Genomic DNA, 13,491 nt, shown 5'->3' with positions numbered 1-13,491 from the left:
CGCCGGGACCTGGCCGAGCGGATGCAGGAGGCGGTCAACGCCGAGCTGGCCGGCCTGGAGATGAAAGGCGCTCGCTTCGTCGTCGACCTGCAGCCGCGCGACGCCCCCGGCCCCACCGGCGCCGAGAACGTCGCCCTGCTGCTGATTTCTCATCCCGGAGCTCCTGCACTGCCCCTGGGCAAGGGGGCCTCCGGGGGTGAACTGTCACGCATCATGCTGGCCTTGGAGGTCGTCCTGGCCGACGCCGCCCCCGGCGGTGCGCCACCCGACGCTGCGGACGGGGCGCCGATACACCACCAGCGCACCTTCGTCTTCGACGAGATCGATGCCGGTGTCGGCGGCCGCGCCGCTCGCGAGATCGGACGGCGCCTGGCGCGACTCGCCCGCCGCTACCAGGTGGTAGTGGTCACGCACCTCGCCCAGGTTGCCGCCTGGGCGGACACCCAGCTGGTAGTGCGCAAGGAGAGCGCCCCCGCCAATGCGGGCAACACGGCTGTGTCGCAGCACACCGGGGAAGACCAACCGACCGTGCGCACCCGCGTTGAAGCCGTCACCGGCTCGGCTCGGGTGCGCGAACTCGCGCGCATGCTCTCCGGTCACGAGGACTCCGAGGCGGCCCTCCGGCATGCCGCTGAGTTGATAGCCGAAGCCCACGTGGCACAATCCCAGTCGTGAGGTTTCCGTTTCCGTTCCGCAAGCAGGCCCCGCCGGCACCTGACCGTCCCAGCGGCATGGTGCGGGTGGACGCGCGCACCAAGAAACTCACCAAACGCCTCCAACCCGGAGACATCGCCGTCATAGACCATGTGGATCTGGACCGGGTGGCGGCGGAGGCACTGGTTGAGTGCAAGCCGATGGCGGTGCTGAATGCGGCCCCCTCCGTCTCCGGCCGCTACCCGAACCTGGGGCCCGGCATCCTGATCGACGCCGGGATTCCACTCGTCGACGATCTCGGCCCCGACGTTATGCGTCTGCACGACGGGCAGCGCGTGACCATCGACCTCGACCCCGAGTCCGAGCACGCCGGGGCCGTGCACGTGCAGGGCCGGGTCACTCACCGCCACCACCGGGCCGATCAGGCGGACGCCGGCGAAACCGAGCCCGATGCGCGTGCCGACTCCACCATCCTCGCCGAGGGCACCATCCAGACCCGCGAGAGCATTGACGCACTCATGGAGTCCGCCAAAGAGGGACTGTCGGTTCAATTGGAGGCCTTCGCCGCCAACACCATGGAGTACATGCGCGGTGAACGCGACCTGCTCCTCAACGGCGTCGGCATGCCGGACATTCGTACCTCCATATCCGGCAGACACGTGCTGGTCGTGGTGCGCGGCTATTCCTACAAGGAGGACCTCCAGGCCCTCAAGCCCTACATCCGCGACTACAAGCCCGTCATCATCGGTGTCGACGGCGGCGCGGACGCGGTCCTGGAGGCCGGGCTCAAGCCGGATATGATCGTCGGGGACATGGACTCGGTGTCCGACAAGGCACTGACCTCCGGCGCCGAGATCATCGTCCACGCCTACCGCGATGGGCGCGCCCCCGGCCTCAAACGGGTCGAGGACCTCGGCGTGGAACACACCGTTTTCGCCGCCACCGGCACCAGCGAGGACATCGCCATGCTGATCGCCGACGAAGCGGGCGCCGAGCTCATCGTCGCCCTGGGCACCCACGCCACCCTGCTGGAGTTCCTCGACAAGGGCCGCGCCGGGATGTCCTCCACCTTCCTGACCCGGCTGAAGGTCGGCGGACGGCTGATCGACGCCAAGGGCGTATCCCGCCTGTACCGCACGCGCATCTCCGGCTGGCAGCTGGGACTGCTGGCGCTGGCGGGCCTGGTCGCTCTGTTCGTCGCCCTCGCCTCCACCCCCGCGGGCCAGACCTTCCTCGGACTGTCCGGCGCCGTATGGGACGATCTGGTCAACTTCTTCCGGTCCCTGGTTGGACTCACTCCGAACACACCCTCCGTCTGAGCAAGTACAGGATCCTTCATGATCGACTTCCGCTACCACCTGGTCTCGCTCATCTCCGTCTTTCTGGCTCTCGCCGTGGGCGTCGTCCTGGGGGCCGGGCCGCTGCAAAACTCCCTCGGCACGGCACTGAACGATCAGGTCAGCTCCCTGCGGGCGGACCGCAACGACCTTCAATCCCGGCTGGAGCAGACTGAGGCGGCGGTCAACGACCGCGACGACTACATCACCTCCGCGGCCGACACCCTGCTGCCCGGGGTGCTGGACGGGCGCAGCGTCGCCGTCGTCCTCATGCCCGAGGCCGAGGGCGACGACATCGACCAGGTCGTCACCGAAATCGAAACCGCCGGCGCCACCATCACCGGCCGGGTCACCCTGACCAGCGCCTGGGCCGAGACCGCCCGCGACTCCTTCCGCTCCACCTACTCCGGCCAGTTCGGCCCCTACCTGGACGACGTGGCCGCGGACGGCAACGCCGTCCTCGGGCAGGGGCTGGCCACCGCGCTGACCCAAGAGGGGGAGGACGCCACGGCCCTGATGGAACTACTCACCGCCTCCGACACCCCACTGGTCACCGTCGATGCGCAGCCCTCCGGTCCGGCCGACATGATCGTGGTGATCGGCCCGCGGACCGTTGCCGCCGCGGATGGCAGCGAGCCGACCGCACAGGCCACACCGGAGCAGGACGCCGCCGCCTGGACCTCCGCACTGACCGGTGCCGCGTCGACCGCCACTACCGTGGTGGTCGGCGCCGGCGACGCCGCGGCCGACATCGTGACGGCACTGCGCAATGCCGAGGCACCGGTAACCACGGTGGACTCCATCGGGCAGGCCACCGCGGCCGTGTCCACCCCGCTGGCGCTGGCCGCCACCGCCACGGGCACGGTGGGCAGCTACGGCTTCGACGACGGTGCGGATGCCGTTATCCCGCCCATCTCCCACTGACGCCGATTACGCTTGCAGGCATGACGCGACCCACGCCGACGTCGTACGGCTCCAGCTGCGGCCACGCAACCGTCGCGGCCGCCTCCGCGATCACCACCGCGGCGGTTTCCGCCGCCCTGGGACGCGCAGGTTCCCGGTTGCGGCGTCGCCTTGAACGTACGAACTTCCACGGTCGCGCCGTCAGCCTGCGCGGCGGCGTGGGGGCTGCGGCCGGTGCCGCCGCGGCCGGTGCTTGCGCGGGACGCCTCCTGCACGACGCGAACGTGCCCGCCGGCGCCAACGTGGCGACCGCGGCCGTGACCGCGGCCACGGCCGCTGGCGCTGCGGGGCTGGTCGATGACCTCGACGCCGGCGCGCACGACGGCGACGCCCCAGCCAAGGGCCTGAAGGGACACCTGGCGGCACTGCGCCGCGGACACCTCACCACCGGCGCCCTCAAGGTTGTGGGGATCGGTGCCGGGGCGTTGGTGGCCGGCGGCCTGATCACTCGCGGGAGAACCCAAGCCGCTGCGCTGGCAGCGGTGGCGGACGCCGCCACCAACGCCGTCGTCGTCGCGTCCTGGGCCAACCTGCACAATCTGCTGGACCTGCGCCCCGGCCGCGCCCTGAAGGCGGCCGCACTGACCGCGGTGCCGCTGCTGGCCGACCGGAGCCCGAGCGCCGCCGCCAGCCGCGCCCTGGCCGCCGGCACCCTCGGGGTAGCCGGGGCGGCTCTGCCGGAGGACCTGGGGGAGACGACCATGCTGGGGGACACCGGCGCCAACGCCGTGGGTGCCCTGGTGGGAACGGCCCTGGCCGCCCACCCCCGCGTCGGCGTGCGAGTGGCGGCCGCTCTGGCCGGGACGGGGCTGGTCCTGGCCAGCGAGCGGGTCTCCTTCACCCGGGTGATCGAGGGCAACCGCTTCCTGTCCGCCGTCGACCGCTGCGGACGCCGGGCCTCGTGACCGGCAAGAAGCCGACGACAGTCGTGTCCGCGCAAGCCGCTCCCGCCGTCGCCGGCCCCCGGCGGGCGGTCCTGGGGGCAGCCGGCGGCGTCGCCGGACTCACCCTGGTCTCACGTGCGCTCGGCTTCCTCCGCTGGATCGTGCAGGCGACCACGGTGGGAGCCGGCACGGTGGCCGGCGCCTACGCCACCGCCAACCAGGTACCCAACGTGCTGTACGAGGTGGTGGTCGGCGGGGCACTGGCCGCAACGGTGGTGCCGCTGCTGGCCGCCCCCATCAGTGCCGGACGCGATCGTGACGTGGCCCGCACCGCCTCCGCACTGCTCACCCTGGTTCTCCTGGTACTGACCCCGCTGGCCGTGATCCTGGCTGCTTGTGCGGTCCCGATCGCCGGCTGGTTCCCCGTCTCCCAGGGCGTGGATCCCGGCCTCCAGCGGGACCTGGTGGCGGCGTTCCTGCGCATGTTCGCCGCGCAGATCCCCCTATACGGCATTGGTGTGGTGCTCACCGGCGTGCTGCAGGCCCACGGCCGCTTCACCTGGCCGGCCCTGACTCCGGTCCTGTCCAGCCTGGTGGTGATCGCCACCTACGCGGTATACGGGACACTGGCCGACGGCGCGGAGACGGCCTCTCCGGCGGCTCTGCAGCTGCTCGGATGGGGCACCACGTTGGGGGTGGCCGCACTGTCCCTGCCATTGCTGTGGCCTGTACACCGCCTGGGTGTGCGCCTGCGGCCCACCCTGAGCCTGGGGCGCGCCGAGGCGGCCAGGGCACTGCGTCTGGGGGGCGCCGGGGTGTGGACGCTGCTCGCCCAGCAGCTCAGCGTCCTGGCTGTGCTGGCGCTCGCCCGCGCCGGCGGAAACACCGGCACCGTCGCCGTCTACCAGTACACGCAGGCTGTGTATGTGCTGCCCTATGCGGTGCTGGTCGTCCCGGTCGCCACCGTCATCTACCCGCGGTTGGCCGCTGCCTTCACTCGCGCCGACGACGACGCGCACCTGCTGACCGCCCGCTCCACCGCGCTGGTTACGGGCGTGGCCGTGGCCGGGGCGGGCATGCTGCTGGCTGCCGCCGACGGCGCCGAACGCTTCTTCGCGCTGTTGGCCGACGTGGACGGTATGGGGGCCTCCCTGGCCCTGCTGGCCCCCGGCCTGGTCGGCTACGCCCTCATTTACCAGGTCACTCGGGCGCTGTACGCCGCCGACCGGGCCCGTGGGGCCGCGTGTGCCGCGGCTGCCGGCTGGCTCACGGTCGCGCTGGCGTCCTGGGCTGCGGTGCGGCTGCTGGCTCCGCACGGCGGAGACGGGGTGGCCACGCTCAAGGGCCTGGCCCTGGGCACGACCGTCGGCATGTGCGTGGCCGGCGTCGGGCTGCTGGCTGCGCTGGCGTGCCGTATGGGCGTGCGGGTGCTGGCCCCGACGGCGCGCGTGCTGGCATTAACGCTGCCCGTCGCCGCCGTGGCCGGGTTCGCCTGCAACTGGCTCAGCCGCCAGCCCGAAACCGTCGCCGGCGGGGTAGCCGTGGCGCTCGCCGGAGCCCTGTTCACCGCCGCGGCGACCGGGGCCGCCATATGCGTGGTGGACCGCGAGCTGCTGGCCGCTCTGCGCCGCCCCGCACATCCGGACACCGGTGTTCGCGGCGCAGGTGGAGCACCTGAGTCACAGGAGACGACATGAGCCTGCCTAACGACAACCCGTCAACCGTCCCGGATACCTCTCCCGCGGAGTCGGGGGAGGCGCGGGCCCGGCTGCGCATTTTGGAGGTTTCCGGCAGTGCCGCCGGCGGCATGCGCGCCCACGTCGCCGAGTGCGCCAGAATCCTGGCCGGGGCGGGACACGACGTGATTGTGGAGGCACCGGCCGACGTGCTGGATGGCGCCGACTTGGGCCAGGCGCGGGCCGAGTTGCTAACGATCGGCGCACGTCCCACGCCCGGTGACGGCGTCGTCGTGGCCCGCCTGCGTCGGCTCGGCCGCCGCGCCGACGTGGTCCACGCCCACGGGCTGCGTGCCGGCGCCCTGGCGGCGCTGGCCCTGGGCGGGCCGCGACCGGGCCGGGCCCGTCTGGTGGTGACCATCCACAACCTCCCCGTCGGGGGGCGCCTGACCACCGCCGTCGGGAACCGGCTGGAGCAGCTGGTGGCCGGGCGCGCCGACCACATCCTCGCGGTCAGCCCGGACCTGGCCGAGCGCCAGCGCAGCCGCGGCGCGCAGCGTGTCGAGCTCGCCGTCATCCCCGCGCCTCGGCGCAATACCGAGGGCCTGGCCCCGCGCGCCTCCTCCATCGAGTCCGCCTGGCGGGGCGCCCCCACGCGGATCCTCACGGTGGCCCGGCTGGCCCCGCAGAAGGGCCTGGACCTGCTGCTGGACACCGCGGCCCTGCTGGCGACGCCCGCCGTATCCGACGCCGCGGCAACAGACTTGGTGTGGGCGGTCGCCGGCGAGGGGCCGGGACGGGCAGCCGCCGCGGCCCGTATCCAGGCCGAGTCATTGCCCGTGAACCTGCTGGGCCGGCGGGAGGACATGCCCGCGCTGATGGAAGCGGCCGACGTCGTCGTGCAGACCAGCCTGTGGGAGGGGCAGCCCATCGCGCTGCAAGAGGCCATGCAGGCGGGCGCCGCGATCGTCGCCACCGACGTCGGCGGGACCGCCGCCACCGCCCGCGGCGGCGCGATCCTGGTGCCGCCGCAGCCGCAGGCCCTGGCCGATGCGATCACCGGGTTGCTGGCCGATGCAGAAGCCCGCGCGCAGGCGCGGGAACGAGCCCGACAAGCGGCCGAACTCCTGCCCGCCGAGGCGGACCTGCGGGCACAACTGCAAGCCGTCGTCGCCCACCGCTGAAACGCCGAGAATCGGAGGAGAGAACAGTGAACCGAGAAAGCCTCAGGGACACCCACGATCTGACGCGCCGCGTCGTGAGCCACGAGCGCGCCTGGTCGGGGCCGATCTTCGCCGTTGACGATGACGCGGTGGTGCTGGGCGACGGGCTCGCTCCGGTGCGACGCCAGACAGTCGCGCACCACGATGCCGTGAACATCGTGGCGCTGCGGGAGGGGAGTGACTCCTCGCAGCCGGATGCGGCAGCCGAGATCCTCATGGTGCGCCAGTACCGGCACCCCGTGCGGGCCATGCTGTGGGAGATCCCGGCCGGGCTGCTGGACGTGGCGGGGGAGCAGCCGCTGGCCGCGGCGCAGCGCGAACTCGCCGAGGAGACCGACTATGCCGCCGCCCGCTGGGACGTGCTGGTCGACTCCTACGCCTCACCCGGATTCACCACCGAGGGGGCGCGGTCCTTCCTCGCGCGCGAACTCACACTACTGCCGGTGGAGGAGCGGATTCCCCGGGAGGCCGAGGAGGCCGAGTTCGAGCCCACCTGGGTGCGTTTCGACGACGCCGTGGACGCGGTCATGCGCGGTCTGCTCCACAACCCCTCCACCGTCATCGGGATTCTCGCCGCTGCGCGCGTGCGCGAGGGCGGTTACACGGGCCTGCGGCCCGCCGACGCCGCCTGGCTGCGCAGTCCCGAGAGCCTGTGAGTTTTATGGTTGTTTGGTTGGTTGGGTGTTGAGGGTTTGGATTTCGGCTACGGGGATGGTGGTGCTCCCGAAGGTGGTGTGGGTTCCCATCGAACCGGAAGCACCATCAGAGGCGGTGTACTGGGTGGTGTAGGAGATGTTCACGTGCACTGGGGTCACGGAGTCCTTCAGGTGGGCGCTGGAGCGGTTGAATATGATCTTGCAGTCGGTGCCCTTGGTGTCGTTCTCTTCAGTCCAGGGGATGCCGAAGCCGGTGCAGGTGGCGGTTCCGTCGGTGGGTTGGAGTGTCAACCGACTAGCGGTGGCCGTAACCGTCGCCGTCGTCGACCCCGCCGAAGCCGTCACCCGCACTTCCTTGGGGGTGTTGCCGGTGGCCCATACCCAGGTGTCCATACCCACGATCGTGGCCTGCACGTCCCCGACGGTGGGGTTGTAGCCGATCGTGGCGGTCGGGATCGTGATTGAGTCCCAGGCCGCCTGCGCCAGCGTCGCCCCGTCAACCTCCGGGGTGGGAGCAGACTCGCCTGCGGGCACGTACACGGGGGTGTTGTTGGCGTAGTAGTCCGCCATGATGTCGTTGAAGTCGCGCTCGTCACCGTCAGCCATGTACCTAGGGTCGCAGTTGGGGATGTACCAGTGCCCCTCCTCGTCATCCGCATGCGACTGATAGTCGGCGAAGCGGGCCTTATAGTCATCCCACATGCTGCCGCGTGTAACACTCATGTAGCTGGTGGACTCCGGCGAGTCGATATATTTCGCCTTCTCCGCGCCGGTACTACTCTGCGCGTACCAGCACACCGGATGCACGCTCGCGGTCACCGACTGCGACCACGCCGTAGCGCCACCACCAGAACCAGTCGAGCCGTCCGGAGCCGCCGACACGGAGGCCGCCTCCACCGTCATCGTCACCGAACCATCCCCACCCTGCACCACCGAACCAGAAGACGAAGTACCAGTAGCATCCCTCTTCTGTTCGAATGCCTGGGCCGGCGAGGCCGTCATGATGAGCGGTGTCGCCACAAGGAGTGCCGCGCTCAGCGTGACGAATAGTTTATGAGAGGTCTGGCGCATGGTTCACACCGTGCACTCGTTGGTCGACAGGTACTCCTCGGCGGCTTCCTTCCAGGTGCCGTCCTCGTAAACCATGGTGATGATGATCTCGTAGCGCACCTGCAGGGTCCCAGGATCACTGATGTCATTGCCGTCAGCGTCATAATCAACCAGGTCGGTCTGGTCGTCACAGACCTGGACCGTCGCCTTCGGCGGCGAGTCGTAGGGGGATGTCAGATACACCGACGTCACCGCGACCCGCACCGCACCATCGGTGTGTCCGGCGACGGTCTGGTCCACGTTGTTCTTAAGTCTTTCGTATGCCTCGGCGGTCATGAGGGGCTGGGCGTCCTCGATGCCGGTGCGGGTGAACCAGATGTTCCAGGTCACCTCGTCATAGTTGGCGAAGGCCTTGAGGATCTCGGTCTGTTGCTCATCCAGGTCCTCAGGGATCGACGTGATCACATGCCGCTCAGTGGACAGCGACTCCGCAGTGACTATGCCTGCGGCCTCCGCGGAGGCCGCAGCGGATGCAGACGCCTCAGCAGCGGCCGCGGACTCCGACGCCTCCGCCGACGCCGCAGCCTCCGGGTCATAAGTAGGAATATTCAAGGGGTTGTCGTCCGAGCCCGACGAGCATGCGGCGAGGGGCGCGCAGGCCAGTAGTAGTGCCAGCAGGCCTGCTGCTAGGCGGTGGTGGGGCCGGCTAGTTGTGGGAACTTGAGATTGCATGTTGGGTGGTCTCTCTTGGTGGCAGGGCGGTTGTGCAGGTGGTGTTGGTCGTCTGGGTGGTGGGAGTGTCAGTTGGTGGGTGTGGGTGAGGGTAGGGGTGTGGGGTAGGCGTAGTAGGGGCGGGCTTGTTCCATGGTTTTGCCAAGTCCGGGGATGGGCTGGTCTTGGCAGAGCCAGGGGAGGGCTGATTGGGTGAGGGCGATGAGGTTATCTCGCATGTCCCCGGCCATTAGCGAGGAGTGGTCGACGCTTAGGGCGAGGTAGTGGTCCCCGCAGGTGAACGCGGTGCTGCCGTAGTCGGTTTCGGCCCCGGGGCTGGAGGTGTGGGCCTCGCCCTGCCCGTCTATGCCGTTGAAGGTGAAGGATGACACCTCCGGACCCCAAGCCAGGAGGGGTTCGTCTGATGGCTGCCTGTCGTTGTAGATGTACCAGAACGTCGAGTAGAAAACTACACCCTTCACGCCTGAAACTCGCACGAAGCATTCGGAAGATGTGGTTTTGTTCTTGTCTGAGGCGGTGATGGTGATGTTGGTGCCGAACATGGCGTACAGGGCCGTGTCGGGGATGCCGGGGCAGGTGTATTTCTCGTCGTTGCTGGTGGGGGCGGTGGTTGGGACTACTGCGGTTGCCGGGGCCGCGCTTGGTGTTTCCTGGGTGTTGGTGGGTATTAGGGAGCAGCCGGCCAGTGCCAGGCACGCGGCCGTCAGTGCCGTTAGCGTCGTCAGTGTGGTGTGTGCGGGGAGACGGCGCCACCTCCGGGTGGCTGCGGGCGTGCGCCTGTGGTGCTTGCCTTGGTGGTTGACAGGTGTTGGTGGCATGGCTTGGTTTTCTCCGCTGGTGGTTGTGGCGTGGCGCTGCTGTCGGGGTTGGTGGCACCCCAGCCGTCGTCGAACCCGTTTTTTCGGGTGTCGGTGAGGTCGAGGTCGGGGTTTGTGGGGCTGTAGAGGTTGTTACCGTCCTGGTCGATGATGATGTCCAGGGCGTATCCGGGGTTGTCGGCTCGCTGGAGGGTGGCTTTGAGGTCCTCGGGGGTGTATAAGCCGGAGTTGAGCAGTGCCAGGGTGAGCTGGCGGTTGTTGGCGGCAGCCGCGGTGCTCTCGATCTCTTCGGCCTGGTTGCGGGCCTGGTCGGCGTTGCCGGTGGCCGTGTCCTCGGCCTCGGGCGTGGGTGAGGGGACAGTGACGTGGGTGGGGGTTGTGGAGGCCAGTTCGGGGATCTGGGCCAGGGCGGGTTCGAGGATGGTGTGGAAGTTGCTGGCCTGCTGGTCAAGGTTCTCTGGTGGGCCCCAGTAGGTCAGGCGGGCCAGGAGTGTCTGGGTGTTGTTGTATCGCCAGGCCACATAGATCTCTACGCTGTCGGTCCACACCCAACCCTCGCCCTCCACACCCTTGAAAGTCGCCTCCTGAGCGGTGTCGGGGTACTCGGCGGGAATGTCATCGAACTCCACCAGCCCGTAGCCGGTATCAAGAGGTGTACTGATTCCGTAGCTGATCTCAAGCTGCCCGAACGGGTTGCTGTCGGAGTCCATGTTGCAGCTGTAGCTGTAGCCGGATTCTCCGGTTTCCACGTTCGTTGTGGGGCTGGTGCTGTAGCTGTACCAGTAGGTGCTGAAACCGAGAATGCTCTGGAGATCCTGGTTGGGGAAGATACCGCAGATGGTCTCATCCGCCAGAGGCGCCTCCGCAAGCGCAGTTGGCCCATCCGAGCCATTGATAAGCCCGCACGCCGCCAGGGACACGGATAGACATAAGGCGGTGACGGCCCGACCGCACCACCGCCACCGGTTTAGCCTTCTGGCAGCGTGGCTAGACTGTCTAGTCTCTCTTGATAGTGATAGCATCGTCTTTACCTCCTTCTCCATCACTGCCTTGGATCAGGCGCTGCCCCTTGCCGACACCGTCATCTATAGCCCCGTCGGTACCAGTGAGGACGTTGTTGGGGTCGTGTTCGGAGTCTATGTCGTTGGCCCAGCTATGGACCTGGACGTCTTGTTCGCTACTTGGTGGGTTGTCGAGGTTGAAGGTGGTGGTGCCGTCGGGGTTGATGGTGTACCAGGAGTAGGGTCGGCCGGAGTCGTCTTGGAGGTATTCGGGGTTGAAGGCCTCCGGGTCGGTGATCAGCCCCTGGTTGACTGCCTCTGCGTAGGCCTGGGACTCCAGCGAGGAAGGGGAGCCCGTATCGGGCACGTCGACGTCGGGCAGGTCGTCCGGGGCGAGCTGATCGACCATGATGGGCTCGGTCACGGTCTTGCCCACATCCCAGGCAAGCTTCACTCCTTTGTCGGCTATACGGCCGCCCAAGATGGTGGTCATTACACTAACCATGGTGCCTATGGAGTCCTCGAGGGCTTTCTGTTCGGCGGCCGAGGCGTCCTCAAGATCGGTCAGGCGCTCACTACCGATGGCGCCCAGGTACCCGTACACGCCCCCAACTTTCTGATACTTCTTCTTCAACTGCTCTGGGTCGGTGATTATGGGATATCTTTCCATAGCGGCGTTGGTGAAGGCGGAAGCGATGGTGGCGGCGGCGTTCTCGTTATCGATGAGCCGGTAGATCAGCGTGGTGTACAGGTTCCTGTCGTCATGGTCGGTCTTGCTATCATCACCCTGGTATAGGCCCAAGCCACTGGGGTAGCCGCCATTAGCGACGTCAACGCCTTGTTCGGCGGTGTTGGCGACCACGACGGACAGGTTCTCCTTCATAGCCTCGGTGTAGTCCGCGATGGGAACGTTATCGACGGCGAACTCCATGGATCTGGCAACAGTCCAGGTGGCTGCGGCGGCGGTGTCCGCATTGTCGCTGCCGCGCATAGCGGAGTTGCCGGCCATGGCGGCGGTGAAACCGTCTAGGCCGACGTCGTTGTCCCAGTAACGTCCGGTGAGCAGTTCCCAGCGTTTCTTGGTCTGCTCCCCGGGGGCCCACTGCCCGTCGCTCATCTGGCCGTCGGGGTTGAGGTATTTGAAGGCCGCCTCGGGGTTATTACCCATCGCCATCGTCACCCCGTACAGGGGGTCCATGGAGTAGCCCTGCAGGGCGGTGCCCTCGTTGTATATGAAGCCGTAGATCGGGTGGTCCCAGCCGTACAGGGAGTTAGGGGTGCTGCTGGCGGCCGACCCACCAAAGGGTAGGTCCTCCAACTGGTCGGCCAGGTCAACCAGGGTGGTGGTGTCGTAGACGGCGTCATCTACAGATAGCAGCGCGTTCAGAGCCGACATCCGTCCTCGATGCCCCTTGACGGTTACCGCCTTGTACATGGCGTCCGACCAGGAGTCGTAGCCCTCAGGCGTCGATTCGGAGTTGGTGGCTGAGGCCAGCACCCGCCCTAGAACGTCCACTGCCCGGTCAACACCCTCGTGATCGATGGAGATCTGGTCGCGGTTGGAACTCGTGTAGTACCACTGTAGTTGCAGCAACTCATCCAGGTAGCCGTCCACCCCGCCGTAGGCCCGTACGACCGCATTCCCGTAGGCGGGTACATCCTGATATTGGGCCATGTCATCAAGGACCTGCTCCACGGTGCGGCCGTCCTCGGCCACACCGTCAGGATTCTTACGTGCCTGTTGTAGGGTCTCGGCATCCTTCGCGCCACGGGTTACCGCATCACCGTTATAGGCCTTGACGTTGGCGGGGGTGTCCTCCATGTCGTCGGGCAGGTAGTAGGAGATTAGAACACCGTCCATAGGTGTAACCCCGTTGGAGTTCATCTCCACGGCCTGATCCAGCCGCACCTGCAGCTCCTCTGCCGTCCGTGACAGGTCACCGATGTGCGTACGCGGAGTCGACCACCACTCGATCCTGCCGCGGATATCGGCAGGATCGCCATACTCGGTGTTCTTCCTGCTAATAGAATCCAACTCCTCGTTATTCGACGAAGCGAAACTCTTCAGAGCATCGATGAATGCCTGCAGGTCTTCCTCATGCAAGTACACGTAAGCCATATGCCACTCCTGAAAGAATTGACAAACGACGCCGTTGAGCTGCTGCTTGCGAAGGAACACGACTCGTGCGCCGCGGCAAGATCGCGCGCCAGCACCTCAATGGGCCGACAACAACCAGCGGATGGTACGGTTATGTCTCTAGTGCACCCTCCAGGTTGTACCAATCATTGTAGATCTCAGTCACCATCTCGCTGATCAGGTCCTCGCAGTCATCGGCCTTCGGCGACTTCCACGCATCCGACAGATCCTGCGACAGCGTCTCGGCCTTACTGCTTCCGTCCTCCAACCCGAGCTCAGCGCGGGAGTCCTGCACCAGCACACGAAGCTCCTCAATGGCTCCCTGCTTTTCCTCATCCGTCACGACGAAACACCTTCCTA

Annotated in this window: 12 protein-coding genes and 1 pseudogene; 7 read left to right on the top strand and 6 right to left on the bottom strand. The window is 67.5% G+C overall.

All coding sequences use genetic code 11. The features are described from left to right. The 7 genes and pseudogenes from BN1056_RS09815 to BN1056_RS09785 all read left to right on the top strand — a co-directional run. A pseudogene (locus tag BN1056_RS09815) lies at positions 1–675 on the top strand (DNA repair protein RecN); the annotation flags it as partial. Positions 676–731: 56 nt separating this feature from the next. Next, positions 732–1,973 carry a putative cytokinetic ring protein SteA gene (gene steA, locus BN1056_RS09810; protein ID WP_210580785.1) on the top strand — a complete coding sequence of 414 codons (1,242 nt, stop codon included), beginning with the start codon at positions 732–734 and terminating at the stop codon, positions 1,971–1,973. A gap of 18 nt (positions 1,974–1,991) precedes the next feature. Continuing rightward, positions 1,992–2,915, top strand: coding sequence for a copper transporter (locus tag BN1056_RS09805; RefSeq protein WP_210580777.1), 924 nt, complete (start codon positions 1,992–1,994; stop codon positions 2,913–2,915). Positions 2,916–2,935: 20 nt separating this feature from the next. Beyond that, positions 2,936–3,859, top strand: coding sequence for a hypothetical protein (locus tag BN1056_RS09800; RefSeq protein WP_210580775.1), 924 nt, complete (start codon positions 2,936–2,938; stop codon positions 3,857–3,859). A gap of 23 nt (positions 3,860–3,882) precedes the next feature. Beyond that, on the top strand, positions 3,883–5,535 hold the full coding sequence (gene murJ / locus BN1056_RS09795; RefSeq protein WP_210580774.1) for a murein biosynthesis integral membrane protein MurJ: 1,653 nt from the start codon (positions 3,883–3,885) through the stop codon (positions 5,533–5,535). Continuing rightward, the gene (locus BN1056_RS09790; protein ID WP_210580772.1) at positions 5,532–6,698 is read left to right on the top strand and encodes a glycosyltransferase family 4 protein; all 1,167 of its coding nucleotides are present in this window, start codon (positions 5,532–5,534) and stop codon (positions 6,696–6,698) included. Before murJ ends, BN1056_RS09790 begins: the two co-directional genes overlap by 4 nt. A 26-nt stretch (positions 6,699–6,724) precedes the next feature. After that, complete coding sequence (locus tag BN1056_RS09785; RefSeq protein ID WP_210580770.1) at positions 6,725–7,393, top strand: NUDIX domain-containing protein; 669 nt, start codon at positions 6,725–6,727, stop codon at positions 7,391–7,393. A gap of 3 nt (positions 7,394–7,396) precedes the next feature. Here the strand turns inward: BN1056_RS09785 and BN1056_RS14775 are convergent, their stop codons facing one another. From BN1056_RS14775 to BN1056_RS09755, 6 genes are all read right to left on the bottom strand, one after another. Next, entirely contained in the window at positions 7,397–8,464 is a 1,068-nt protein-coding gene (locus tag BN1056_RS14775; protein WP_244671636.1) for a hypothetical protein, read from the bottom strand. A 3-nt stretch (positions 8,465–8,467) separates the two neighbouring features. After that, a complete protein-coding gene (locus BN1056_RS09775; protein ID WP_210580768.1) occupies positions 8,468–9,175 on the bottom strand; it encodes a hypothetical protein in 708 nt (235 codons plus the stop codon). A gap of 68 nt (positions 9,176–9,243) precedes the next feature. After that, positions 9,244–9,993, bottom strand: a complete 750-nt coding sequence (locus BN1056_RS14770) for a hypothetical protein (protein WP_244671635.1) — start codon at positions 9,991–9,993, stop codon at positions 9,244–9,246. Continuing rightward, positions 9,897–10,913 carry a DUF6571 family protein gene (locus BN1056_RS09765; protein WP_210580766.1) on the bottom strand — a complete coding sequence of 339 codons (1,017 nt, stop codon included), beginning with the start codon at positions 10,911–10,913 and terminating at the stop codon, positions 9,897–9,899. The genes BN1056_RS14770 and BN1056_RS09765 overlap by 97 nt, the downstream gene beginning before the upstream one ends. 76 nt (positions 10,914–10,989) lie before the next feature. Then, complete coding sequence (locus BN1056_RS09760) at positions 10,990–13,113, bottom strand: DUF6571 family protein (protein ID WP_210580764.1); 2,124 nt, start codon at positions 13,111–13,113, stop codon at positions 10,990–10,992. A 130-nt stretch (positions 13,114–13,243) separates the two neighbouring features. Next, positions 13,244–13,474 (bottom strand): hypothetical protein, encoded by a 231-nt coding sequence (locus BN1056_RS09755; RefSeq protein ID WP_210580762.1) that lies wholly within the window; start codon positions 13,472–13,474, stop codon positions 13,244–13,246. Positions 13,475–13,491 lie beyond the last annotated feature (17 nt).

It is taken from the genome of Actinomyces succiniciruminis, assembly GCF_900002405.1.
In the GTDB taxonomy this organism is placed as follows: Bacteria; Actinomycetota; Actinomycetes; order Actinomycetales; family Actinomycetaceae; genus Actinomyces; species Actinomyces succiniciruminis.
This window is presented reverse-complemented; position numbering and strand designations above follow the sequence as displayed.

Excerpts from the sequence above, each read along its gene's own strand:
- BN1056_RS09790 (WP_210580772.1), top strand. The coding sequence starts at position 5,532 with ATGAGCCTGCCTAACGACAACCCGTCAACCGTCCCGGATACCTCTCCC.
- BN1056_RS09805 (WP_210580777.1), top strand. The coding sequence starts at position 1,992 with ATGATCGACTTCCGCTACCACCTGGTCTCGCTCATCTCCGTCTTTCTG.
- steA (WP_210580785.1), top strand. The coding sequence starts at position 732 with ATGGTGCGGGTGGACGCGCGCACCAAGAAACTCACCAAACGCCTCCAA.
- BN1056_RS14770 (WP_244671635.1), bottom strand. The coding sequence starts at position 9,993 with ATGCCACCAACACCTGTCAACCACCAAGGCAAGCACCACAGGCGCACG.
- BN1056_RS09800 (WP_210580775.1), top strand. The coding sequence starts at position 2,936 with ATGACGCGACCCACGCCGACGTCGTACGGCTCCAGCTGCGGCCACGCA.
- BN1056_RS14775 (WP_244671636.1), bottom strand. The coding sequence starts at position 8,464 with ATGCGCCAGACCTCTCATAAACTATTCGTCACGCTGAGCGCGGCACTC.
- BN1056_RS09760 (WP_210580764.1), bottom strand. The coding sequence starts at position 13,113 with ATGGCTTACGTGTACTTGCATGAGGAAGACCTGCAGGCATTCATCGAT.
- BN1056_RS09775 (WP_210580768.1), bottom strand. The coding sequence starts at position 9,175 with ATGCAATCTCAAGTTCCCACAACTAGCCGGCCCCACCACCGCCTAGCA.